Annotated in this window: 22 protein-coding genes and 1 riboswitch; of the genes, 6 read left to right on the top strand and 16 right to left on the bottom strand. The window is 71.5% G+C overall.

Annotation, left to right across the window (positions count from 1 at the left end; all coding sequences use genetic code 11):
- Positions 1-3: 3 nt before the first annotated feature.
- The 4 genes from atzF to OG844_RS40600 are packed head-to-tail and all read right to left on the bottom strand — an operon-like array spanning position 4 to position 6,681.
- Positions 4-1,683 carry an allophanate hydrolase gene (gene atzF / locus OG844_RS40585; protein WP_406388363.1) on the bottom strand — a complete coding sequence of 560 codons (1,680 nt, stop codon included), beginning with the start codon at positions 1,681-1,683 and terminating at the stop codon, positions 4-6.
- Positions 1,680-5,240, bottom strand: coding sequence for a 5-oxoprolinase/urea amidolyase family protein (locus tag OG844_RS40590; protein ID WP_406388361.1), 3,561 nt, complete (start codon positions 5,238-5,240; stop codon positions 1,680-1,682). Before OG844_RS40590 ends, atzF begins: the two co-directional genes overlap by 4 nt.
- Positions 5,237-5,866: an urea amidolyase associated protein UAAP2 gene (locus OG844_RS40595; RefSeq protein WP_406388360.1), complete on the bottom strand. Its 630-nt coding sequence runs from the start codon at positions 5,864-5,866 to the stop codon at positions 5,237-5,239. The genes OG844_RS40590 and OG844_RS40595 overlap by 4 nt, the downstream gene beginning before the upstream one ends.
- Positions 5,863-6,681 carry an urea amidolyase associated protein UAAP1 gene (locus OG844_RS40600; protein WP_406388359.1) on the bottom strand — a complete coding sequence of 273 codons (819 nt, stop codon included), beginning with the start codon at positions 6,679-6,681 and terminating at the stop codon, positions 5,863-5,865. Before OG844_RS40600 ends, OG844_RS40595 begins: the two co-directional genes overlap by 4 nt.
- Positions 6,682-6,862: 181 nt before the next feature.
- Here OG844_RS40600 and OG844_RS40605 point away from each other — a divergent pair, with 181 nt between their 5' ends.
- Positions 6,863-7,498, top strand: coding sequence for a TetR/AcrR family transcriptional regulator (locus OG844_RS40605; RefSeq protein ID WP_406388358.1), 636 nt, complete (start codon positions 6,863-6,865; stop codon positions 7,496-7,498).
- Between the two features lie 54 nt (positions 7,499-7,552).
- Here the strand turns inward: OG844_RS40605 and OG844_RS40610 are convergent, their stop codons facing one another.
- The gene (locus tag OG844_RS40610; RefSeq protein WP_406388357.1) at positions 7,553-9,088 is read right to left on the bottom strand and encodes an amino acid permease; all 1,536 of its coding nucleotides are present in this window, start codon (positions 9,086-9,088) and stop codon (positions 7,553-7,555) included.
- A gap of 356 nt (positions 9,089-9,444) precedes the next feature.
- Here OG844_RS40610 and OG844_RS40615 point away from each other — a divergent pair, with 356 nt between their 5' ends.
- Both OG844_RS40615 and OG844_RS40620 read left to right on the top strand, forming a co-directional pair.
- Positions 9,445-9,672, top strand: coding sequence for an antitoxin (locus OG844_RS40615; RefSeq protein ID WP_329213408.1), 228 nt, complete (start codon positions 9,445-9,447; stop codon positions 9,670-9,672).
- Positions 9,669-10,040, top strand: coding sequence for a fic family toxin-antitoxin system, toxin component (locus OG844_RS40620; RefSeq protein ID WP_329213409.1), 372 nt, complete (start codon positions 9,669-9,671; stop codon positions 10,038-10,040). Before OG844_RS40615 ends, OG844_RS40620 begins: the two co-directional genes overlap by 4 nt.
- Before the next feature lie 140 nt (positions 10,041-10,180).
- Here the strand turns inward: OG844_RS40620 and OG844_RS40625 are convergent, their stop codons facing one another.
- From OG844_RS40625 to bioB, 4 genes are all read right to left on the bottom strand, one after another.
- The gene (locus OG844_RS40625) at positions 10,181-10,873 is read right to left on the bottom strand and encodes a class I SAM-dependent methyltransferase (protein WP_406388356.1); all 693 of its coding nucleotides are present in this window, start codon (positions 10,871-10,873) and stop codon (positions 10,181-10,183) included.
- A 66-nt stretch (positions 10,874-10,939) separates the two neighbouring features.
- A complete protein-coding gene (bioD, locus tag OG844_RS40630) occupies positions 10,940-11,629 on the bottom strand; it encodes a dethiobiotin synthase (protein ID WP_406388355.1) in 690 nt (229 codons plus the stop codon).
- 1 nt (position 11,630) lies between these two features.
- Entirely contained in the window at positions 11,631-12,935 is a 1,305-nt protein-coding gene (locus OG844_RS40635) for an adenosylmethionine--8-amino-7-oxononanoate transaminase (protein WP_406388354.1), read from the bottom strand.
- Positions 12,928-14,091 (bottom strand): biotin synthase BioB, encoded by a 1,164-nt coding sequence (bioB, locus tag OG844_RS40640; RefSeq protein WP_406388353.1) that lies wholly within the window; start codon positions 14,089-14,091, stop codon positions 12,928-12,930. Before bioB ends, OG844_RS40635 begins: the two co-directional genes overlap by 8 nt.
- Positions 14,092-14,234: 143 nt before the next feature.
- Between bioB and OG844_RS40645 the strand changes: the two genes are divergently transcribed.
- A complete protein-coding gene (locus OG844_RS40645; protein WP_406388352.1) occupies positions 14,235-15,383 on the top strand; it encodes an 8-amino-7-oxononanoate synthase in 1,149 nt (382 codons plus the stop codon).
- Here the strand turns inward: OG844_RS40645 and OG844_RS40650 are convergent.
- A complete protein-coding gene (locus OG844_RS40650; RefSeq protein WP_406388351.1) occupies positions 15,376-15,597 on the bottom strand; it encodes a DUF397 domain-containing protein in 222 nt (73 codons plus the stop codon). The genes OG844_RS40645 and OG844_RS40650 overlap by 8 nt on opposite strands.
- Positions 15,598-15,628: 31 nt before the next feature.
- Positions 15,629-16,486 (bottom strand): helix-turn-helix domain-containing protein, encoded by an 858-nt coding sequence (locus OG844_RS40655; protein ID WP_406388350.1) that lies wholly within the window; start codon positions 16,484-16,486, stop codon positions 15,629-15,631.
- 232 nt (positions 16,487-16,718) lie between these two features.
- On the opposite strand from OG844_RS40655, the gene OG844_RS40660 reads away from it, so the two are divergent.
- Positions 16,719-17,150: an ATP-binding protein gene (locus OG844_RS40660; RefSeq protein WP_406388349.1), complete on the top strand. Its 432-nt coding sequence runs from the start codon at positions 16,719-16,721 to the stop codon at positions 17,148-17,150.
- 2 nt (positions 17,151-17,152) lie between these two features.
- Here OG844_RS40660 and OG844_RS40665 read toward each other — a convergent pair whose 3' ends face one another.
- Complete coding sequence (locus OG844_RS40665; protein ID WP_406388348.1) at positions 17,153-18,070, bottom strand: LysR family transcriptional regulator; 918 nt, start codon at positions 18,068-18,070, stop codon at positions 17,153-17,155.
- 72 nt (positions 18,071-18,142) lie between these two features.
- Between OG844_RS40665 and OG844_RS40670 the strand changes: the two genes are divergently transcribed.
- Entirely contained in the window at positions 18,143-18,781 is a 639-nt protein-coding gene (locus OG844_RS40670) for a LysE family translocator (RefSeq protein WP_406388346.1), read from the top strand.
- Between the two features lie 68 nt (positions 18,782-18,849).
- Here OG844_RS40670 and OG844_RS40675 read toward each other — a convergent pair whose 3' ends face one another.
- The 4 genes from OG844_RS40675 to OG844_RS40690 form a co-directional block, all read right to left on the bottom strand.
- The gene (locus tag OG844_RS40675) at positions 18,850-19,320 is read right to left on the bottom strand and encodes a C40 family peptidase (protein ID WP_406388345.1); all 471 of its coding nucleotides are present in this window, start codon (positions 19,318-19,320) and stop codon (positions 18,850-18,852) included.
- A gap of 2 nt (positions 19,321-19,322) precedes the next feature.
- Positions 19,323-19,496: riboswitch (cyclic di-AMP (ydaO/yuaA leader) on the bottom strand.
- A 480-nt stretch (positions 19,497-19,976) separates the two neighbouring features.
- Positions 19,977-20,849, bottom strand: coding sequence for a haloalkane dehalogenase (locus OG844_RS40680; protein WP_406388343.1), 873 nt, complete (start codon positions 20,847-20,849; stop codon positions 19,977-19,979).
- A gap of 32 nt (positions 20,850-20,881) precedes the next feature.
- Positions 20,882-21,286 (bottom strand): pyridoxamine 5'-phosphate oxidase family protein, encoded by a 405-nt coding sequence (locus tag OG844_RS40685; protein ID WP_406388342.1) that lies wholly within the window; start codon positions 21,284-21,286, stop codon positions 20,882-20,884.
- Positions 21,283-21,975, bottom strand: coding sequence for an NAD(P)-dependent oxidoreductase (locus OG844_RS40690; protein ID WP_406388340.1), 693 nt, complete (start codon positions 21,973-21,975; stop codon positions 21,283-21,285). The genes OG844_RS40685 and OG844_RS40690 overlap by 4 nt, the downstream gene beginning before the upstream one ends.
- Between the last annotated feature and the right edge of the window lie 28 nt (positions 21,976-22,003).

A 22,003-nucleotide genomic window follows, 5' to 3' on the forward strand; every position in this document is an offset into this window, starting at 1 on the left:
TGGTCACGGTGCGGCCGCGTGCCCGCCCCCGCCGGTTCCCGCAGTGCGGTACGCGCACCAGCCACCGTGGGCCGTGATGTCCGCGGCCCCGTGCAGCGCATACGGCTCACAGAGGAATCCAGGGGCCGTGGTGCCGTCGGCGAGGTCGATCCGGCCCAGCGTCATAGGGTGCGGGAGCTGTGCCGTCAGTGTCCCCAGCCCTTCCGGGGGCAACTCCCAGATCTCCGTCTCGACGGATGCGCCGTCCTCGGCGACCCGTTCCAGGCCCGGCTTTGCGGGAGTCGTGCGCAGCGCGTGCAGTCTGTAGGAGGGCGCTGTCCTCGTCGTACGGATCAGCCGGGCGCCCAGCGCGAGGAGCTGTGAGTTGAGCGGCTGGCCCGTCAGATGGGCGCCGACCACGGCGAGCTGTACGGGTGGGGTCAGGAGCGCCGCGATCCGGGGCAGCCGTTCGTCGGTGTCGGCCGGGCCGATCAGCATGACCCCGAAGGGCAGTTCCGCGACGTCGCCCGCGGGCACGGCGAGCGCGCACAGGTCGAACAGGTTGGTGGAGTTGGTGAACCGTCCCAGTCGGGTGTTCGCGCCGACGGGGTCGGCGGCCACTTCGGCGAGGGTGGGGTGCCCGGGCGCGGTGGGGAGCAGGAGGGCGTCGGAGTCGCCCAGCGCGCTCAGGGCCGCTGTACGGAGACGGGCCAGGCGGTCCCGGTCGGCGAAGAGGCGGTGCGCGGGGATGTCGCGGGCCGCGGAAATGATCGCTGCCACCGTGGGGTCGAGATCCGTGGGCGCGGGAGTGCCGTCGATGAAGTCCCCCACGGCGGTGTAGCGCTCGGCCACGAACGCCCCCTGGTACAGAAGGGCGGCCGCCTCGGTGAACGGGGTGAGGTCGAGCGGTCTGATCTCGGCACCCGCCGCGCGGAGCCGCTCGACGGCGGCCTCGTACGCCTCTGCCCAGCCGGGGTCGAGCGCCCCCAGCTGCTGGACGGGAGGAACGGCGACGCGCCAGGGACCCGGTGCCCGGGGAGGGACGGCGCGCGGTGCGGGAGTGCTCATCAGGCCCAGTGCCTGCTCCGCCTCGGGGAGCGTACGGGCGAACACCGTGACGCAGTCCAGGCTCGCGCAGGCCGGCACCACCCCCTCGGTCGGGACGAGACCTCGGGTCGGCTTCACACCGACGATGCCGTTGAACGCCGCGGGAACGCGCCCCGAGCCCGCGGTGTCCGTGCCGAGTGCCAGGTCGGCGATGCCCAGGGCCACCGCGACCGCCGACCCGGAGCTTGAACCGCCGCTCACGCGGGAAGGGTCGACGGCGTTGCGCACCGCACCGTACGGGGAGCGGGTCCCGACCAGACCGGTGGCGAACTGGTCGAGGTTCGTCGTTCCGATCACCAGCGCACCGGACGCGCGCAGACGGGCCACGGCGGGGGCGTCGGCGGCGGGCTCGTACGCGTACGAGGGGCAGCCGGCCGTGGTCGGCAGGCCGGCCACGTCGATATTGCCCTTCACCGCCAGCAGACGGCCCGACAGCGGAAGGTGTTCGCCCGCGGCGACGCGGGCGTCCAGAGCGCGGGCCTCCTCCTCCAGATCGGCCAGCGGACGCAGGTCGATCCAGATCTCGGGCCGGTCGACCGCCCGGACACGCGCGTGGGCCGCACGAACCCGCCGGAGAACGGGGCTGGGGTCGGTCATGGTGCCACCTCGGGTCGGCGGGACAGGACGAGCAGCGGTGTTCCCGACTCCACCTGGGCGCCGGGCTTGGTGAGGATCCGGACGACCGTGCCGTCCATCGGGGCATGGACGCGGGATTCCATCTTCATCGCCTCCAGCGCGAGCAGCGGCTGACCCGCCGTGACCGTGTCCCCCGCGGCCACATTCACCTGCCAGACGGATGCGGCGAACTCGGCTTCCAGCAGTCGGCCCCCCTCAGGTACCTCGATCTCCGCGGGCACCTCGGCCGGGGCGGTTGCCGCCTCGGCCCTGGTGAACTCGCCGGCCTCCTCCCAGGCGTCACGCTCGGCGCCGAACGCGGTGCCCTGCCGGGTGCGGAACGCGGCGATCGACTCGGCGTTCGAGTCGAGGAACGCCCGGTACCGCGCCAGCGAGAACTCGCCTTCCTCGATGCGCGGTACGAAGCGCCCGGACGCGATGTCCGCGCGGAGTTCGAGGAGTTCGTCCGCCTCCACCGGATACCACTTGATGCGGTCGAAGAAGCGCAACAGCCAGGGCGAACCCGGCTCGAAGGCACCGCGCTGCTGCCAGCCCGACCACACCTGGGTCGTTCGGCCCACGAACTGGTAGCCGCCGGGGCCCTCCATCCCGTAGATGCACAGGTACGCGCCGCCGATGCCGACCGAGTTCTCGGCCGTCCAGGTGCGGGCCGGGTTGTACTTCGTGGTGACCAGCCGGTGGCGCGGGTCCAGCGGGGTGGCGACGGGCGCGCCCAGGTAGACGTCACCGAGCCCCATCACCAGGTACTCGGCGTCGAAGACCGTGCGGTAGACCTCGTCCACGGAGTCCAGGCCGTTGACCCGGCGGATGAACTCGATGTTCCACGGGCACCAGGGGGCGTCGTCCCGTACCCCCGCCGTGTAGCGCGCGATGGCTTCCCGGGTCGCCGGGTCGTCCCAGGACAACGGCAGATGCACGGTCCTGGACCGTACGACGAGGGCGTCGGTCGGCGGGAGGGCCGCCTCGGTGCGGTGGAGCAGCTCCAGGAGCCGTTCCTGCGGAAGGACCGAGGGGTCGGTCTGGATCTGGAGCGAGCGGATACCGGGCGTGAGGCCGGTGATGCCGGGGACGGCCTGCGCCGTCAGCGCCTCCATCAGCGCGTGGACGCGCATCCGCAGCGCCAGGTCCAGCTGCATCGGCCCGTACTCGACCAGGACGTTGTCGTCGCCGCTGCGGCGGTAGGTGAGGGTGCCGTCCTGGAACAGGATGCCGCCGTCGACGATCGCGGGGCGCGGCGCACCGGTGATCGTCACCGGCCGGAAGCGGACGGTGTCGCCGGGGCGCAGCTGCCCCAGCTTCCAGCGTTCGCCCGTCACCACCGTCGCCGGGCAGACGAACCCGCCCAGCGAGGGCCCGTCGGGACCGAGGAGCACCGGCATGTCGCCGGTGTAGTCGACGGCGCCCACGGAGTAGGGGGTGTCATGGATGTTGGACGGGTGCAGGCCCGCCTCGCCGCCGTCGGTGCGGGCCCAGCGCGGCTTGGGACCGACCAGGCGCACACCGGTCCTGGCCGAGTTGAAGTGGACCTTCCAGTCGGCCGCGTAGAAGTCGTGGATGTCCTCCTCGGTGAAGAACTCGGGCGCTGCGTGGGGGCCTTCGGCCGCTCCGATTCGCCACACGGAGCCGAAGTGCGGACGTGCACTCTCCGGGACGGCGACGCCCGCGGCCGCGCCGCTCCCGTCGGTCGCGCCGGCCGCGCCGCTCCCGCCGTGCAGGACGTCGCCGGTGCGCAGGGCCCGCCCGCCGTGGCCGCCGAAGCCGCCGAGCGTGAACGTGGCGGCGCTGCCCAGGAAGTCGGGGACGTCCAGGCCGCCACCCGCGAACAGGATGTAGGTCCGCAGTCCGTGCGCGGCCGGGGTGCCGACGGCGAGGGTGGCGCCGGCCGGGACGGTCAGGGGCTCCCACTGCCCGACCGGCGCGCCGTCGAGCGTCACGGGGGCGGGTGCACCCGTGACACACACCGTCGTCGCACGGGTGAAGCGCAGAGTCGGGCCCTGGAGCGTGCATTCGAGGCCGGGTGCGCCCGGGGCGTTGTCCAGAGCGGTGTTGCCGAGCCGGAAGGAGAGGTCGTCCATGGGGCCCGAAGGCGGTACGCCCACCTGCCAGTAGCCCGTGCGACCGGGCCAGTCCTGCACGGTGGTGAGAGTGCCGCCGGCCACCACCTCGATGCGGGGGGTCGGGTCCGTGACCGTGGCCAGGGTGGCGGTCGAGTGTGCGGCGCCCCGGAACCGGTCGTCGGCCAGGGCTGCCCGCACCAATCCCAGATTGGTCTCGATGCCGTCCACCCGGGTCGCGGCCAGGGCCTCGTCCAGCCGGGTGAGCGCGTGGGCACGGTCGGTGCCGTACGCGATGACCTTGGCCAGCATCGGGTCGTACGAGGTCGTCACCTCCGTACCCGTCTCGATCCAGGTGTCCACACGGATGCCCTCGGCCTCGGGGAACGCGACGCGGGTCAGCAGGCCGGCGCCCGGACGGTGGTCGCGCGTCGGGTCCTCCGCGTACACGCGTGCCTCGACCGCGTGGCCGCGCGGCTCCGACGGTTCCCGCACGACGTCGGTGTCGCCCTGCGCCAGGCGCAGCATCCAGGCGACGAGGTCGACACCGAAGATCTCCTCGGTGACGGGGTGTTCGACCTGGAGACGGGTGTTGACCTCCAGGAAGTACGCCTCCTCGCGGGCGGCGTCGTACACGAACTCCACCGTGCCCGCCGATCGGTAGCCGACCGAGGCGCACAACTCGCGTGCCGACGCGGCCAGTCGGCTGCGGACGGCATCCGGGAGGCCCGGGGCGGGGGCCTCCTCCAGGACCTTCTGGTTGCGGCGCTGGAGCGAGCAGTCGCGGTCGCCGAAGGTGACCACGCGGCCCCGGCCGTCGCCGAAGACCTGCACCTCCACATGCCGCGCGTGCTCGACGAGCCGCTCCAGGAAGACCCCCGCCGAGGAGAAGGACGCGGCGGCGACGCGCTGCACGCGCTCCCATGCGTCGGTCAGCTCCTCGGCGGACCGGCAGGCCGACAGACCGATTCCGCCGCCTCCTCCGGTGGCCTTGAGCATCACCGGGTAGCCGATGCGCTCCGCCGCGGTGAGGGCCGCGGGCAGGTCGGGGAGCAGCCCGGTGCCGGGCGCCAGGGGGACACCCGCCTCCTCGGCCGCCGCGCGGGCGGTGTGCTTGGCGCCGAACAGTTCAAGCTGATCGGCGGTCGGACCGACGAAGACGATTCCGGCGTCCTCGCAACGCCGGGCGAACTCCGCGTCCTCGGACAGGAATCCGTAGCCCGGGTGGATGGCGCCCGCGCCGGTGTCCTTGGCGGCCTTGAGGACCAGATCGGCGTCGAGGTACGACTCCTTGGCCGGCGCGGGGCCGAGGCGCACCGCCTCGTCGGCGAGCCGGACGTGGGGTGCGGAGCGATCGGCGTCGGAGAACACCGCGACGGTACGCAGGCCCAGTTCGCGGGCCGTCCTGATGATCCGGACGGCGATCTCGCCGCGGTTGGCGATCAGGAGGGTGTCGAAGGTCATCGCGCGGCCCCCGTTGCGGCGGGAGCGGTGATGGTGGCCTCGACGGCTGTCGGGTCGAAGCCGTTGCACGGGTTGTTGATCTGGGGGCAGTTGGAGACCAGGACCAGGACGTCCGTCTCGGCGCGGAGGGTGACCTTCAGGCCGGGCGCCGAGATGCCGTCCACGATGCCGAGCGTGCCGTCCTTCTCGACGGGCACGTTCATGTACCAGTTGATGTTGGAGACGAGATCCCGTTTGCCGAGCCCGTGCCGGGCGCCCTCCGCGAGGAAGTTGTCCACGCAGGCGTGCTGCGACCAGGTGTGGTGTCCGTAGCGCAGCGTGTTGGACTCCTTGGAGCACGCGCCGCCGACGGTGTCGTGCCGGCCGCAGGTGTCCTCGGTGACCGTCATGAGCGGGGTGTGCTCGTTCGACATCAGCACGCTGCCGGTGGTGAGGAAGATGTTGCCCTGCGCGTGGAGGGTGTCCGGCGCGCTGTAGCGGACGGCGGTGTCCCGGGCGTCGTACACGAGGAAGTCGACGGCCTGATTGCCGTGCAGGTCGGTGAGAGTGAGGTGTTCGCCGGCGCGGACCACGGCGGACCACGCGGCCCGTGCGGGGATCGTGGCGGTGGTGGTCGTGTCGGTCATGCTCGCCCCCTGGCGGTGAGGAAGTCGTTCGTGTTGAGGAAGGCCCCGCGCCCCTCGGGCGATGCGTCCCAGAGCGGGTCGCCGGGCCGCGTCGGCCGGGCACGCCAGGCGAGCACCTCCAGCGAGGTGCAGGTGTACGCCGGGCGGGGGTCCAGCGGATGCGGGACGTTCGCGACGAGCACCGTCAGGTCCTGCTCGGCGCGCAGCGTCACGGCCGTGCCCGCTCCCGCCGAGCCGGTGAAGTCCAGGGCACCGTCCTCCCGTATCTGCACGCCCTGGAAGAAGGAGAGGGAGGGCGGCAGATCCCGGGGCTCGAGGCCGTTCTTGGCGGCGGCGAGCTTCAGCAGTTCACGCCCGGCGGGGGAGGCGGACTGCGGAGTGCCGTCCCCGTACCGCGCGGTGTTGCGCAGGAGGGTTGACGTACCGCACAACGCGTCGTGCCGGCCCGAGGAGTCGGCGATCACCGAAGCGAGGACACGCCCCTGGTCGGACAGGAGCAGCCGGTCCGCGCCGAGATAGGCGTTCCACTGGACCTTGACCGTGTCGGCGGTGTTCAGCCGCTCCCACGGGCGGCCGTCGGCGTACAGGAGCACATGGGCGCAGGCGTCACCGTCGAGGTCCGTGAGGCGCAGTTCCGTACCGCGGGCGAGGACGCGGTGTGTGTAGTTGCCTCCCGCGACGGTCTCGGCCCACACGGGCTCGCCCGGCAGGCCGGCCGGCCAGTCGGCCGCGGGGACCACCGGCATGTCACGGGTACGGGTGATGTGTTGGGAGCGGGCGTGCTCCCGCGCTCCGTGTGTTGTCGCTGTCGCCATGGCTGGACCTCCGGTCGGCGGTGGCATCAGTGCGCGGCTCGCTGCGGGGCCCCGCGCCAGTTTCTGTCGCTCGACAGAAATTAAGTCGCCCGGGATTCGGGTTCGTTGCCCGTCCGTTGCGGGTGCGTTACCGACTGCTCACCAAGATCCCCGCAGCCCGGGATGTGCGACGATCGGCCTCATGCCTCCCACCGGAAGAAAGGTCGGTCGCCCGCGCGCCCAGCAGCGGCCCGACAGCGGTCTGTCCGCGCGAGACGAACTGCTGAGCGCGGCCGCCGAGCTGTTCACCAGCCGCGGCTACTCGGCGACCACCACCCGGGCCGTCGCGGAACGGGCAGGCATGCGCCAGGCGACGATGTATCACTACGTCGCGGGCAAGGAGGACCTGCTCGCGGAGCTCCTCGAGTCCACGGTCACCCCGTCGTTGGCGGTGGCACGGCGACTGCTCGCCGATGACGCGACGAGTGCGGAGGACCGGCTGTGGGAGCTGTGCCGCTCGGATGTGGCACTGCTGTGCGCGGGCCCGCACAATCTGGGCGCGCTGTACGTGCTGCCCGAGGTGCGGGCGGAACGGTTCGCCGGATTCCATCGCGTCCGGACCGAGCTCAAGGACGCGTACGGGGAGTTGCTGGCCGACACGGAGGCGTGCGCGGACCTCGACGAGGGGGAGCTGGCGCTGCGCACCGATCTGGTCTTCGGCCTGATCGAAGGCGTGATCCTGGTGCACCGCTCGGACCCGGAGCGGTCGGCCGACGTGTTCGCCGCCGCGACGGCGGACGCGGCGCTGCGCATCGCCGGGTCGCGGCGCGACGGGTAGGCCACGCGGCGGCCCCGGGCACCGGCGGTTCTGCCGGTATCCGGGGCCGACGGGTCAGCGGGTGGAAACCGCTCGCCTCCGGTACGTGCGGTACGCGGCGCCCAGGGCGACCGTGCCGGTCAGGAACAGGACCGTGAACCACTGGAAGTACCAGTGACCGCCCGCCGGGTCGTAGACCTCCGCCCGGGGCCAGGCCAGGTTGACCGTCATGAACAGGCCGTAGAGCAGGGCGAGAACATTGACCGGCAGGCCCCAGCGCCCCAGTGAGAACAGCGGCTTGCCCGCCTCGTCCAGGGCATCGGTGCGGGAGCTGTACGTGCCGCGCAGCCGGCGGACCAGGAGCGGGCCCGTCACCATCGAGTACGCGAGGTACAGCATCACGATGCACGTGGTGCCGATGGCCAGGAACGCGTCCGGCGAGGAGAAGTTGAGGAGCAGCAGGACCGCGGCGAGCACCCCGACGACCAGTGCGGGTGCGGTCGGCATCCCGGTCCGCCGGTTGACCTTGGACAGCAGGCCGGAACAGGGCAACTGCCCGTCACGTGCCATCGAGAACAGCATCCGGCACGCCGCGGTCTGGACCGCCAGCGTCGCCACCACGACGGCGACCACCACATCGGCCAGCAGAACCCTGCCCAGGCCGTCACCCAGACTGCTGGTCAGGACGTAGCTCATGCCGTCGGTCGCGAGGTTCCCGTCCGTGAGACTCGGCGCGGCCAGCAGCCCGCCCAGGACCAGGAGCCCGCCGAGCAGGCCCGCCGCGCCGAGCGCGGACAGGATCGTGCGCGGGGCGGTCCGGAGGGGATCGCGGGTCTCCTCGCTCATCTCCCCGGCGCTGTCGAAGCCGATCATCACGTACGCGGCCGTGAACGAACCCACCAGCAGGGCGCCGAACACACCCGTCTCCGCGCCGCTTGTGTGAAAGGTGATGCCCGGACTGCGCTCGGAGTGCGTCAGAAGCAGTACCACGATCAGGACGGCACCGATGATCTCGGCCGTGACCCCGATCCGGTTGACCACCGACATCACGCGGTTGTCGATGACGTTCACCAGCGTCGTGAGGGCCAGCAGAATAGTCCCGAGGACCGCCGCGTTGGCCGCCCCGGTCCGCGACAGCGGTGCCGGGTCGCCGCCGAGGATCTGGAAACCGGACCAGATCGGGGGCATCACCATCTGGAGAGCCAGGGCCGCCGCGGCCACCACCACGACCTGACCGATGACCATGATCCAGCCTGCGAACCAGCCGAAGGTGAGATTGCTGAGCCGGGACGACCACTGGTAGATCGCACCCGAAATCGGGTAGCGGGCGGCGAGTTCGGCGAAACACGCGGCGACCAGCAGCTGTCCGGCCAGCACGGCCGGCCAGGTCCAGAAGAAGACCGGACCGCCGAAGGCGTAGCCGACCGCGAAGAACTGGAAGACCGTCGTCAGGACGGAGATGAACGAGAATCCGGCGGCGAAGGAGGCGTACCGGCCGAGGCTGCGGTGCAGTTCCTGTCGGTAGCCGAACTCCTGGAGGGAGGAGCCGGCTTCCGGGGCCGGGGGTACGGGCGGGTCGGGACGTAGGTCGGCGGGGGCGGTGGCGGCCATGGCTGGACCTGCTCTCAGGGGAGGGCGGACGGTTCCGGGAGCGCGGGGCAGTCGGCCGAAGCCGTATTCCTGTCGGACGATAGAAATTAGGGAGAGGGTGTTTCCGCCGGATGACGCGGTCGTGTCCGCACGGAGCCGAAGCGCTCACTCCGCCACGGGGCGCGCCCGCAGCCCGCAGGTGTCCAGCACTCGGGTGCGTGCGACGTGATGGGGGAGGCGCGGCGGCGTATTCCCAGCTCACCGGCGTCCCGCCGGACGGTGCGCGGTCGTGCGTCCTGTGTGCGGCGGTCACCGGTGCACGGGGCACGCGCCGGTTCCTCTTGCCGGTGCTAGCGCAGGCACGCTAGCGTGATGGTGTGCCCAAGACTCAGCTGAACGTTCGAGTGGACGAGGCCACCGCCGAAGCAGCGCGCCAGCGCGCGCTGCAGCGGGGGATGAGCGTGAACCGCTACATAGAGGAGCTCGTCAAACAGGATGCGGGCGAGGTGGGACACACCTTCGTCGAGGCCGCGGCCGACTTCATGAAGCAGTACGAGTCGGTGTTCGCCGAGGAGTTCGGCACGGAGCGCAAAGGCAGCCGTTGAACCTCCAGATCGACCTTTCCTGGCTGCTCATGGTCGCCGAGCACAAGACACCCGGTGATCCACAGGTCGTCGACTGGGGTGCGCTCGTCGCCGCGGTCGGCCGGCACGAGGCGGAGATCTTCGGCAGTCCCGTCTACAGCGATCCGCACTCCCGGGCCGCAGCCCTGCTGCAACTGCTTCTCCACGTACCGGCTCTGGAGCACTCCAACGCGATGTTCGCGTCCGCGGTCGCGTACGGCTACCTCGTCGCGTCGGGCCTGAAGGTCATCACGTCGCCCGAACAGGTCCGCGACCTGGCCCTGCTGGTGAAGGAGGGCAAGGCGGATGTCCGGGCCATCGCGGACGAACTGCGCCAGTGGACCCTGTGACCGGGCAGGCTGCTCCCACGCGCCGCGTACCTGAGTCCACGGCCGCGCGTCCGAGTGCGGGGCTGTGTGCCTGAGTCCCCGTGGCGGCGCGCCTGGGTCCACGGCCCCGTGCCTGGGTCCACGGCCGCGCGCCGGGTGCCTCAGTCCACGACCATGGGGCGCCGGGCGACCCCGAGCACGCAGGGTGAGGACGGCAGCTGCACACCCCGTTCCGGGATCCGCAGCCTGCGGTACGTCCCCAGCTCGAAGCCGGCAGCCTCGATCGCCGCGAGGGTGTCCCGCGCCGTGTGACAGCCCCCGAAGAGCAGCGGCCAGACGGTGCGGTCCACCGCGCGCTGAGCGGTCGACAGCGCCCGGCCTGACGCCAGCGTGTGCTCGAAGAAGCGCAGTTCACCGCCCGGCCGCAGCACCCGCTTGATCTCACCGAGGGCCCGGGGCAGATCCCGGACGGTGCACAGGACGAGCGAGGCCACGGCCGCGTCGAAGGCCTCGCTCTTGACCGGCAGGGCCTCGGCCGTGCCCGGCACCACATCGACCGGGACCTCCGCACGCAGGCCGGCGCGGGCCGCCAGTTGACGCAGGCTGCGCTCGGGTTCGATCGCCACCACCTCGGAGACGGACCCGGGGTAGTGCGCGAAATTGAGTCCGTTGCCCGCGCCGATCTCGATCACCCGGCCCGAGAGCCCGGACAGGAGCTCCTCCCGGTGGGCGGCGATGCCGCCCTTCAGATCGGCGGTCACGCTCATCCAGGCGTAGAACCGGGCGAAGACCGGGTGGTGCACCGCATCCCCTGGAATCTTCGTGTTGCGCAGGTGCGTGACGGACCTCGGCATGACGGACCTCCTCGAGGGACAGGTACGGCTACCTCGATTCTCCCCCGTGCGGGCCCGCTCAGCCGCTCAACGGCCGAACCCGTTCCCGCCGAGCTCCGGTGCCAGCCAACTCGCGGCCCGCGCACGGAAGTCGGCCGGAGGCAGAAATCCCGCCCCGGCCGGGACCGCGCCGAGCAGCGGGGCGCCCGCCACGACCGGAAGGTCGTCGAGATTGCAGCGGGCGGCCAGATCCGGTTCGGGCGGCATGCTGCCCACCACCACGCCGAGGCACTCGATGCCACGCGCCCGCAGTGCCTCGGCCGTGAGCGCCGTGGCGTTCAGGGTCCCCAGGCCCGCGGGTGCCACGACCAGCACGGGCGCTCCCATCAGTCGTGCGGCGTCCGCGAGGGTGGCACCCTCGTCGTCGAACCGGACCAGCAGTCCGCCCGCACCCTCGACGAGCACCAGATCGTGCTCCGTCGCCAGTTTCTGGGCGGCTTCGGCCACTTCGTACGGACGCACCGGTGCCATTCCGGCACGGCGCGCGGCCGTCGCAGGGGCCAGCGGCTCCGGGAAACGTGCCAGTTCGACCGCGGTCACATGGGCGCCCGCGAGCCGTGCCACCTCGGCGGCGTCCCCCGGCTCGCCGGGCGCCAGCCCGGTCTGGGCGGGCTTGAGAACCGCGACCCGGCGGCCCCGGAAGGCCGCGGCCACCGCGGCTGTCACGACCGTCTTGCCGATCTCGGTGCCCGTACCCGACACCACCAGAATCGTCATGTCACCCTTCCCGCGCTGCCGCGCACACGGCCCGGCAGATCCGTGCCACATCGTCGTCGCCCGTCACATAGGGCGGCATGGTGTACACGAGGTCGCGGAACGGCCGCAGCCAGACGCCCTCGCGGACCGCGGCGCGTGTCGCGGCCGTCATGTCCACCTCGTGATCGAGCTGTACCACTCCGATCGCGCCCAGCACCCGTACGTCCCGGACACCAGGCAGACCGGAGGCCTCCGCGAGCCCGTGCCGCAGCCCTGCGCCGATCCGCTTCACCTCCTGCTCCCAGTCCTGGCCCAGCAGCAGATCGATGGAGGCCGAGGCCACTGACGCGGCGAGCGGATTGCCCATGAACGTCGGCCCGTGCGCCAGCACCGGCACATCTCCGCTCGAGATGCCCTCCGCCACACGTGAGGTGCACAGCGTGGCGGCCAGCGTCAGATAGCCGCCGGTCAGAGCCTTGCCGACACACATGACATCGGGGGAGACCCCGGCGTGCCCGGCTGCGAACAGCTGCCCCGTGCGGCCGAATCCCGTCGCGATCTCGTCGAACACGAGGAGTACGTCGTTCTCGTCGCACGCCTCGCGGAGCACCCGCAGGTACGCGGGCGAGTGGAACCGCATGCCGCCGGCACCCTGTACCACCGGTTCCACGATCACCGCCGCCAGTTCGTCGGCGTGGTCCGCGACGATCTCCCGCAGATGACGCACGTAGGCGTCGTCCGGCTCGGCGTCGAAGCCGTCCGGCGGAGCGTCCGCGAAGATCTGGCGCGGGAGGGCCCCCGACCACAGTTCGTGCATCCCGCCCTCGGGATCGCACACCGACATCGGCTGCCAGGTGTCCCCGTGGTAGCCCCCGCGCCATGTCAGCAGCCGGTGTTTGGCGGGCTGCCCGGCCGAGCGCCAGTACTGCAGGCACATCTTCACCGCGACCTCGACCGAAACCGATCCGGAGTCGGCGAGGAAGACGTGTTGCAGCGGTTCCGGAGTGATCTCCACCAGCCGGGTGGCGAGCCGGACGGCGGGCTCGTGGGTGAGCCCGCCGAACATCACATGGCTCATCCGGTCCAGCTGGCCGCGTGCGGCCTCGTTGAGAACCGGATGGTTGTAGCCGTGCACCGCCGACCACCACGAGGACATGCCGTCCACCAGCTCGCGGTGCCCTTCGGCGGGTTCCGCGAGCCGGAGCCGCACACCGGACGCGGACTCCACGACCAGCGGCTCCTGACGGCCCGGCATCGGACCGTAGGGGTGCCAGACGTGGGCCCGGTCCAGGGCGCGCAGCCGTCCGGGCGCGAGCGGTTCACGCATTGGGCGCGAGGTCCGTCCCGGCACCGCGGCGTCGGACCGCCACCAGATCCGTCCGTGCCGCAGGGACCTCGGCGTCCTCCGCGGCCGCCTCGGGAGCGTCACCGCAGGGTGCGCAGCCGCCGTCGTGCGAACCACAGCCGCCGCCCACCTGGGCGCGGTGCTCGGGAAGCGTCGTCGTGCCCGCACCCTCCACCTCGAAACCGGCGTCCGCGATCATGTCGAGGTCGGTCTGGCCCGCCTGGCCCTCACTGGTCAGATAGTCGCCCAGGAAGATCGAGTTGACCAGGTTCAGGGCGAGCGGCTGCATCGAGCGCAGATGGACCTCGCGCCCGCCGGCGAGACGTACCTCGACGTCCGGGCAGACGAAACGGACCATCGCCAGAATGCGCAGGCACCGCTGAGGGGTGAGGTGCCAGTCCTTGGCGAGCGGGGTCCCCTCCATCGGAATCAGGAAGTTCACCGGCACCGAGTCCGGGTTCAGCTCGCGCAGCGAGAAGACGACGTCCACCAGGTCGGCGTCGGTCTCGCCCATGCCCGCGATCAGCCCGGAGCACGCCGAAAGGCCCGCGGCCTGGGCCTGCTGCACGGTATCCACCCGGTCGGCGTACGTGTGGGTCGTCGTGATGTCCCCGTACGTCCCCTCCGAGGTGTTGAGATTGTGGTTGTACGCATCGGCTCCCGCGGACCTGAGACGGTCCGCCTGCCCCTCGGACAGCAGACCGAGGCAGGCGCACACCTCGACGTCCTCGTGCTGCTCCTTGATCGCCTCGATGGTCTTCGACACCCGGTCGACGTCCCGGTCCGTCGGCCCTCGGCCGCTCGCCACCAGGCACACGCGCTTCGCGCCACCGGCGACCCCGGCGGTCGCGGCCTTCGTCGCCTCGTCCGGCTTCAGCCAGGTGTACTTGAGGATCTCCGCCTTGGAGCCGAGCCGCTGCGAGCAGTACGAGCAGTCCTCGGGGCAGAGCCCGGACTTGAGGTTGACCAGATAGTTCAGTTTCACGCGCCGCCCGAACCACTGGCGGCGCACCTTTCCGGCCGCGGCCACCACGTCGAGCAGTTCGTCGTCGGAGGTCGCCAGTACGGCGAGCGCTTCTTCACGGGTCGGCAGTTCGCGCCGCAGCCCCTTGTCCACCAGCGTGTTCAGCAGGTCCATGGACCTGATCCTTACGTACGGCACGGCCTCCGGCCAAGGAGGAACCGGACAGGAGAGGCGGCCAAGGGTGTGTGTATTGCCACATCCTGACCTGCTGCGCACCGGGCTAGGGTCTGTGAGCTGCCTACAAAAGGGACCCTCCCATGCCCTTCGCCCCGTTCGACTGGATCGATGACGAGGCCCGTCGCCGTGCCGCCGCCGGACTCGTCCGGACCCTGCGCCCCCGGCCCGCCGAAGCGGAACTGCTGGACCTCGCGAGCAACGACTATCTCGGCCTCACCCGGCACCCCGAAGTCACCGCCGCGGCGGCGGACGCGGCCCGGCGCTGGGGGGCCGGCGCCACGGGCTCACGGCTGGTCACCGGGTCCACCGCGCTGCACGCCGAACTCGAACGCGCGCTCGCGGACTTCTGCGGGTTCGAAGCCGCCCTGGTGCTCTCGTCCGGCTATGCGGCCAACCTCGCCGCTCTCACCGCACTGACCGGACACGGCTCGCTGATCGTGTCCGACGCGGGCAACCACGCCTCGATCGTCGACGGGTGCAGGCTCTCGCGGGCCGCCACGGCGGTCGTGCCGCACGCGGACCCCGACGCCGTGCGCAAGGCGCTCCAGGCGCACGACGGACGTGCGCTGGCCGTCTCGGACTCCGTCTTCTCGGTGGACGGCGATGCCGCGCCGCTGGCGGAGCTCGCCACTGTCTGCCGCGCCGAGGGCGCGGCACTCCTCGTGGACGACGCGCACGGCCTGGGCGTGCTGGGCGAGGGCGGGCGTGGAGCGCTCGCCGCCGCCGGGCTGGCCGGCGGCGAAGGTGTCGTCGCCACGCTCACCCTCTCCAAATCCCTGGGCAGTCAGGGTGGAGCGGTCCTCGGCCCCGCCCGTGTCATCGACCATCTGGTCAACACGGCCCGCACGTTCATCTTCGACACCGGTCTCGCGCCGGCGGCGGCAGGCTCGGCCCTGGGTGCTCTGCGGCTGCTCCGCCGCGAACCGGAACGGGCGGCCAGGGCCCGGGAGGTCGCCGGCGACCTGTACGGCCGGCTGACCGCGGCAGGTCTGACAGCGGTGCGCCCCGACGCGGCGGTCGTCTCCGTCCGCGCGCCGTCCGCGGAGGCGGCGGTGCGCTGGGCGGCGGACTGCCGCACGGCCGGTCTCGCGGTCGGGTGCTTCCGGCCCCCGTCGGTACCGGACGGGATCTCCAGGCTGCGGCTGACCGCACGGGCCGACCTCAGCCGTGAGCAGATCGCGACCGCGGTGGCCACGATCGTGGCATCGGCACCCTCCGGGGTCAGCTGACCCGGCGGTCACCCAGCCCGCCGACGAAGGAGGTCCAGGCCGTCGCCGAGAAGCGCAGCGGCGGCAGGTCCACGTCCTTGGAGTCGCGTACGGCGAGCTGCCCAGCGCCGAGCCGGGCAGCTTCCACGCAGTTGTTCATCCCGGTGCTGCGGCTGCTGCGGCGCCACCGCGGTGCGTGCGCTTCGAGACGGTGCTGTGCGAGACGGTCGGACATCGTGCCCCCCTCGGGCAGTCTGTAGGTCCGGTCAGTCGCCGCGGCTGACTGCGGCGATGAGGTCCAGCGATCGCTCCGGCGACAGCGCGTGAGCCTGCATCGTGCGGAAGGCCGAGCTGTACGCCTCGAGGTCTTCTCTCCGCTCCAGATAGAGACTACTCGTCAAATGGTCAAGAACGACCACATCCAGATCAGAAATGTTCGGGAAGGAGAAGATAACGAAAGGTCCCGTGAGGCCGATATAGCTGCCGGCCTCGAAAGGCAGTAACTGCAGTTGCACGTGCGGTAGTTGAGCTGCGTGGGCCAGATGGTCCAGCTGCTCCCTCATCACCTGGGGGCCGCCGACTCCGCGCCGCAGCACGGCTTCGTCGAGCACGACGCTCAACTCCAGCGGGCGCTGCGCGTACAGCACCCCTTGGCGGGCGAGCCGGACCTCCACCAGGGAGTCCAGCTGTCCGGGCGGCAGCCCGTCCAGCGAGGACCGGGTCACCGCCCGTGCGTAGCCCGCGGTCTGGAGCAGCCCCGGGACCACCGAGGTCTCCAGCGTGCGGGCGGCTCCCGCCTGGGACTCCAGGCTGATGAAGTCGCGGTACTGGGGTGGGATGAGGCCCCGGTAGGCATGCCACCACCCTGTGCCCCCACCGCCCGCCGAGCCCGCGAGCACCTCCAGGAGGGACCGGAGGTGAACGTCGTCCACGTCGTAGGCGTCCAGCAACCGGGTCACATCGCCCGGAGTCACTCCGCTCGCACCCGTCTCGATCCGGCTCACCTTCGACTGGTGCCAGCCCAGCAGACGGGCTGCCTCCCGGCTGGTGAGTCCCGTGGTGTGGCGCAGACTCCGCAGCTCCTCCCCGAGCTTGCGTCGGCGTACCGCTGGGCCGTGCCGCATGCCGGCCTCCTTCCGCTCTGCGGGGAGCCGGCCCGTACCGGGTCCGGCTCGGAAGGGGGCCAGTGTTGCGCCCGTATACGGCTTCCGGGGCAGAGTTCACCGTATTGGGCGACAGATATATGCATATCTTGATGGATTGCCGTTACAGAGGGCGGCATCAGTGGCAATCTGGCGCGAAGCACAATCCAGGCCGATCGCAGGTCGGTCAGGGCGGGAAAGGGACGGCGTCGCCATGGCAGACCATCAAGAAGCAACCGCCACTCTGCCGAGCGACCCGGTCTCGGTCTCCCGGGCACGGAGGTACGTGGCCGGCGTTCTCGCCGGCTGGGGCCTCCCCGACGGGACCGACGCCGCCGACACGATCCGGCTGATCGTCTCGGAGCTCGCCACCAACGCCGTCCAGCACACCTTCGGGCAGTCGCCCACCTTCACGGTGGACCTCCGCCTCGACCGGGACGTCGAACTCTATCTGGGAGTGACGGACAGTCACCCCCGCTGGCCCCAACGGCTACCCGCCGCAGTCCAGCAGGACAACGGCCGCGGGATGGTGATCATCAGGGCCCTCGCCAAGGAATGCGGCGGCCGGCTGAGCGTCAGCCCCACCCCGGACGGCGGCAAGACCGTGTCGATCGCGCTTCCCTGGGTCGTGCCCGCTCAGGCCTGACGTCACCGCGCCCCCGTGGCGCGGCCGAAGCCGCTGCGCAGCAGAGCCCTGAGTGTCGCGGCCGCGGCCGTCGACCGGTCACCGCGGTGCACCACGGAGATCGTCCGGCGGAAGGCGGAGGGGTCGAGGCGCCGCACGGCGAGTGGCGTCGGAGACATCGACGCGACCATCTCGGGCACCACCGCCACGCCTACACCCGCGCTGACCAGTGCGCACACCAGCGCGTAGCCGGGGGACTCGCACACCACGGCCGGCGTCGCCCCGGCGTCGGCCAGCGCGCGCTCCACCCCCTGTCGGGGTGGATGCGCGGGTGCGCTGCTGATCAGCGGACGGCCCGCCAGCTCGGTCACCGGGAGCCGGCCGCTGCCCTCGGACAGCGCCTGCCCCACGGCTGTGATCAGTACGAGCTCCTCGACCAGCAGAGGCTCGGCGTACACCCCGGAGGGCAGCGGATCGGCGACAGCCGGTTCGTACGCATGGGTCAGCGCCAGATCCACGTCGCCCGCGGCCACGGCTGCGACCCCGCCGGGCGGCTCGTAGTCCGTCACGGTGAGTTCCACGTCCGGGTGGGCGCGGCGGAACGCACTGAGCACCGGCGGCAGCAGATGAATACCGGCCGTGGTGAAGGTGCCGACCCGCAGCCGCCCTCCCGACAGCCCCGCGAGCCGGGCCAGCTCGTGCCGCGCCTGGTCCATCTCGTCCAGGACCCGTCGGGCACGCCCGGCCAGTAGCTCACCGGCAGCCGTCAGGCGGGCCCCGCGATGGTGGCGCACCAGCAGCGCGGCCCCGGACTCCCGCTCCAGTTTCGCGAGCTGCTGGGAGAGGGCGGGCGCGGTGTAGCCGAGCCTCGCGGCCGCCTTCGTGATCGAACCGGCCTCGGCGACCGCCACCAGTGCGGCCAGCCGCGTCGGATCGTACATAAAGCATTCCTTTTGGCAGACCCAGAAGATTGCAAGTACACGCTAAAGGGCCGGCCGGGTCAGGGTGTACCCATGGACGCACAACTTCTCGCCTTCGTCCCGGTCGCCGCGGGAATGGTCGCCCTGCCCGGCGCGGACTTCACCGTGGTCGTACGCAACGCCCTCGCCTCGCGCCGGTCAGGGATGGCTGCGGCGGTGGGTGTCGCCGGGGGGCTGCTCGTGCACACCGCGCTGGCCGTCGCCGGACTCGCGGCGGTGCTGGTGGCGGTGCCCGTCCTGTTCCGCACCGTGCAGCTGCTCGGTGGCGCCTATGTGCTCCACCTGGGGGTGAGCGCCCTGTACGCGGTCCGGCGGCGGGCGGTTGCGGGCGCCTCCGCACCGGATGAGGCGCCCGCAACCGAACGGGGGCCGGTACGGGCACTGCGCCAGGGCTTCCTGACCAACGCCCTGAACCCGAAGGCGCCTGTGCTCTTCCTCAGCCTGCTGCCCCAGTTCGTCCCCGAGGGGCAGCCGCCGCTTCCCAGAACCCTGCTGCTGGCGGCCGTGGTCGTGGTGCTGGCCCTCCTCTGGTTCCCGGCCGTGGCCCTGCTGGTGGACCGCCTCGGCCGTTGGCTGCGCCGGCCGCGTACCGCCCGCGCGATCGAGGGCGGCAGCGGCGCGGCGCTCACCGCGCTGGGGCTCGTGCTGGTGACCGGGCCCCTGCTGCACTGACTCGGCAGGACCGGCCTCCTGCGGGGCTGGCAGGGACGGCCGGCGGCGGTGTCAGCCGGGGGCAGCCGTCAGCGGACCCGCCCGTACCAGATGCTCTTCGACCAGATCCGTTCCAGCCGGACCACCGCCCCGGTCTTCGGCGAGTGCCAGATCTTGCCGCCGCCGGCGTAGATGCCCACGTGGTAGACGCTCCGGCCCGCGTGGAAGAAGACCAGGTCGCCGCGCCGCCGTTGCGACGAGGAGATGTGGCGGGTCTTGTTGTACTGCTGCTGGGCCGTGCGGGGGAGCTTCTTGCCCGCCTTCTTGAACGCGTAGAGCGTGAGGCCCGAACAGTCGAAGCGGTGGGGGCCGCTGGCGCCGTGCCTGTAGGGCGCTCCCTTCTTCGAGGCGGCGATGTCGAGCGCCCTCGTCGAGTGGGTAGCGGCCCCGGCCTCGTTGACGAGGCCGGGGGCGAGCATGGTGGTACCTACAGCGAATGTGAGAACCGAGGCCGTACCGACCCGGGCGAAAAGAGACGGGACATGAACCTGCGCAGTCATGCGCAACCCTTCGTCAGCCGCCTGTGAAGGATGACCTGTCGGGTTCGGGCTGGCGAAGTTGCCCGGCCGCACTTGGCGGCTTCACCCCGAGGGTCGAAGGGATATCCCGTCGACCCGTTGTGCTCGGGTCCTCCACTCCTGCCGATCCACTTCTGTCGACCAGGCATCCGGACAGCGGCAGGACTCGGCGTCCGCCCGGACCGCCCCGTCGCGGTGGCGGGGGCTTGTCGTCTCAGGGATCTTTACTCACGGGCTGCCGGATTTCCGCGGTGAAGGTTGTTTTGTGAGAGTCATCACGACTGATCCGTTCGGGTGGACGGGGCGGGACCGAAGCTGAGGCGACGCTGTGTGACCGGCCTCGTACCAGCAGCGGAACGGTGAATTCCACTCAGTGTCCGCGCGCACTGCGCAAGTTGAGCTGTCCCCCGTGAGGGGGATGGTCTACGCCGAACGGGTGAGTAAAATTGATCTGCGCATCGGGCGTGTCCGGCTTCGGGGGCATCGGTGCAGCCGTTGACGGAACTGTTCGAAGATCTGGCGGCTCGGGGCAGCCGAGGGTTCCGTAGCCCGGGTGTTCGACGGTGGCGGTGAGCGAGGCGCGTGCACCCCTCGGCGGGAGACGGGCCGGTGACCGTCCTTCCGCAATTCGAGGACGTCTACGGGCGTGCCAGCCCGTGGCGGTCGGCCCAGACGTTGATCGCCCCGGCCAGGTCCGCGGGGCGGTCCTCCGGGGAGTGGTGGCCGGCCGGCCCGTGGCGGGAGACCTCCAGACCCGCGATGTTCTCCTCGCACCAGGCGACTGCCCCCTGGTCGGTCATCGCGCCCGGACCGGGATCGAACGAGGCGAGCAGCTTGGGGACTTCGGGACTGGCGGCCAGCCAGGCGTCGTAGCGTTCGATGCGGGCCACGACGTCGGCGGGTTCGGAGTCCAGCGGCATCATGCGCGTCCACGCCAGGATCGGGCGGCGGCTGTGCGGGGTCGGGAAGGGGCGGCGGTAGACCTCGAGATCGGCCGGATCCAGTGGGGTGGCGAGCGTGCCCGGGAGCCCGTCGATGAACAGCGACTTCTCCAGGATCATCTCCTCGCCCACCCCCGGGGTGCGCAGAAGAGTAAACAACTCCCTTCCGGCCGACGGGAATTCGTCGCCGACCAGCGGTTTGATGATCGCCTCGGTGAAGGCGAGGCCACGCACGCTGTCCGGGAGGCGGGCTGCGCGGTCGAAGGCGAGCGCTCCGCCCCAGTCATGGCCGACGAGGACAGCCTCGGCAAGGCCGAGGGCGTCGAACCAGGCGTCGAGGTAGCGGGCGTGGTCGTCGAAGGAATAGGCGAGGTCGGGCTTGCCGGAGTCGCCCATGCCGATGAGGTCGGGGGCCAGGAGACGGCGGCCGGGCGCGGCCACGCCCGGCAGGACGTTCCGCCACAGGTGCGAGGAGGTGGGGTTGCCGTGGAGGAAGACGAACGGCAGGCCGTCGGGGTCGCCGGACTCGCGGTAGTGAAGGGCGGAATCGAGGACGGGAAGGGTGGGCATCGCGGTGTCACTTCGCTTTCTGTGCGGGAGATTCAGAGATTGAGGCTCTGGACGCGGTCGACGGCCATCTCGACGACGACCAGGTCCGGCGGGGCGGGCGAGGCCGTGCGGTAGCGGTCGGTGTAGCGGCGAACGGCCTCGGCCAGGCGGGCGGGGTCGTCGGTGACGGCGGCCCGGCCTTCGAGAGTGAGCCAGCGGAAGCCGTCCGCCTGGCAGAGCGCGACACGGGCCGCAGCGCCACCTGCCGCCACGTTCCGGGCCTTGCGGGCTCCCGCCCGGGTGGTCACCCGGACGAGACCGGCGGACGCGTCGAAGGTGAAGCGGACGGGCGTGGCGTGCGGTGTCCCGTCCGGGCGGAGGGTGGTCAGCGCGGCCGTGTGGGGCAGAGCGAGGAACGCCCTTGCGGCGGCCGGCAGTCCGGCAGTCGCCCGGCTCACCTCTTCTTCACGCCCTCGTTCCAGATCAGCTTGGCGATGTTCGGTCTCACGGCAGTGGTGATGACCCCCATGGCCGTACGGACGTACCGCCGCTCCTCCAGCTCGCGCAGCATGCTCGCGGCGAGGTCGGCACGAGCGGTGAAGACGCCGTCGGCGCTGGTCTCGGCGGTGTGGTAGCGGGTGACGGCGGGGTGCTCGAAGAGGCCCGAGGGGCGGACGAGCGTCCAGTCGAGGTCGGTACGACCGATCACGGCCTCCATGCGGCGCATGTCCTCGTGCAGGGTGCGGCCGAGGCGCCGGTTGACGAGCGGGTCGAGCACATGGTTGAAGAAGTGGGCGCCGGTGGGCCGCCAGTCGGGGTCGGCGATGCTGGAGCTCACGGTGAGCAGCCGTTCGACACCGTGCCGGGCCATGGCCCGGGTGAGGGCGGTGGCGCTTGCCGAGTACGTGGTGATGTTCTCTTTGGAGAAGCGTGCGCCCAGCGCGGAGAGGACGGCGTCCGTCCCGCCGATCACGGCGTCGACGGCCTCCGGGTCGGTGGCATCGGCGACTGCCACGGTGAGGCCCGGCCGTGCGGGGAGGGAACCCGGGCGGCGGGTCACGGCGACGACCTCGTGGCCGGCCGCGAGGGCTTGTTCGGTGAGGTGGCGCCCGGTCGGTCCGTTGGCGCCGAAGACTGCGATACGCATGGTGTGGGCCATCCCTTGGTGTGGCTTC

The organism is Streptomyces sp. NBC_00887 (assembly GCF_045207585.1).

Bases quoted from the DNA above. Each gene is read 5' to 3' on its own strand.
- OG844_RS40645 (WP_406388352.1), top strand. From the start codon at position 14,235: ATGCCCTTCGCCCCGTTCGACTGGATCGATGACGAGGCCCGTCGCCGT.
- OG844_RS40650 (WP_406388351.1), bottom strand. From the start codon at position 15,597: ATGTCCGACCGTCTCGCACAGCACCGTCTCGAAGCGCACGCACCGCGG.
- OG844_RS40660 (WP_406388349.1), top strand. From the start codon at position 16,719: ATGGCAGACCATCAAGAAGCAACCGCCACTCTGCCGAGCGACCCGGTC.
- OG844_RS40605 (WP_406388358.1), top strand. From the start codon at position 6,863: ATGCCTCCCACCGGAAGAAAGGTCGGTCGCCCGCGCGCCCAGCAGCGG.
- OG844_RS40610 (WP_406388357.1), bottom strand. From the start codon at position 9,088: ATGGCCGCCACCGCCCCCGCCGACCTACGTCCCGACCCGCCCGTACCC.
- atzF (WP_406388363.1), bottom strand. From the start codon at position 1,683: ATGACCGACCCCAGCCCCGTTCTCCGGCGGGTTCGTGCGGCCCACGCG.
- bioB (WP_406388353.1), bottom strand. From the start codon at position 14,091: ATGGACCTGCTGAACACGCTGGTGGACAAGGGGCTGCGGCGCGAACTG.
- OG844_RS40675 (WP_406388345.1), bottom strand. From the start codon at position 19,320: ATGACTGCGCAGGTTCATGTCCCGTCTCTTTTCGCCCGGGTCGGTACG.
- OG844_RS40690 (WP_406388340.1), bottom strand. From the start codon at position 21,975: ATGCGTATCGCAGTCTTCGGCGCCAACGGACCGACCGGGCGCCACCTC.
- bioD (WP_406388355.1), bottom strand. From the start codon at position 11,629: ATGACGATTCTGGTGGTGTCGGGTACGGGCACCGAGATCGGCAAGACG.
- OG844_RS40655 (WP_406388350.1), bottom strand. From the start codon at position 16,486: ATGCGGCACGGCCCAGCGGTACGCCGACGCAAGCTCGGGGAGGAGCTG.
- OG844_RS40635 (WP_406388354.1), bottom strand. From the start codon at position 12,935: ATGCGTGAACCGCTCGCGCCCGGACGGCTGCGCGCCCTGGACCGGGCC.
- OG844_RS40590 (WP_406388361.1), bottom strand. From the start codon at position 5,240: ATGACCTTCGACACCCTCCTGATCGCCAACCGCGGCGAGATCGCCGTC.
- OG844_RS40600 (WP_406388359.1), bottom strand. From the start codon at position 6,681: ATGGCGACAGCGACAACACACGGAGCGCGGGAGCACGCCCGCTCCCAA.
- OG844_RS40625 (WP_406388356.1), bottom strand. From the start codon at position 10,873: ATGCCGAGGTCCGTCACGCACCTGCGCAACACGAAGATTCCAGGGGAT.
- OG844_RS40665 (WP_406388348.1), bottom strand. From the start codon at position 18,070: ATGTACGATCCGACGCGGCTGGCCGCACTGGTGGCGGTCGCCGAGGCC.
- OG844_RS40595 (WP_406388360.1), bottom strand. From the start codon at position 5,866: ATGACCGACACGACCACCACCGCCACGATCCCCGCACGGGCCGCGTGG.
- OG844_RS40670 (WP_406388346.1), top strand. From the start codon at position 18,143: ATGGACGCACAACTTCTCGCCTTCGTCCCGGTCGCCGCGGGAATGGTC.
- OG844_RS40680 (WP_406388343.1), bottom strand. From the start codon at position 20,849: ATGCCCACCCTTCCCGTCCTCGATTCCGCCCTTCACTACCGCGAGTCC.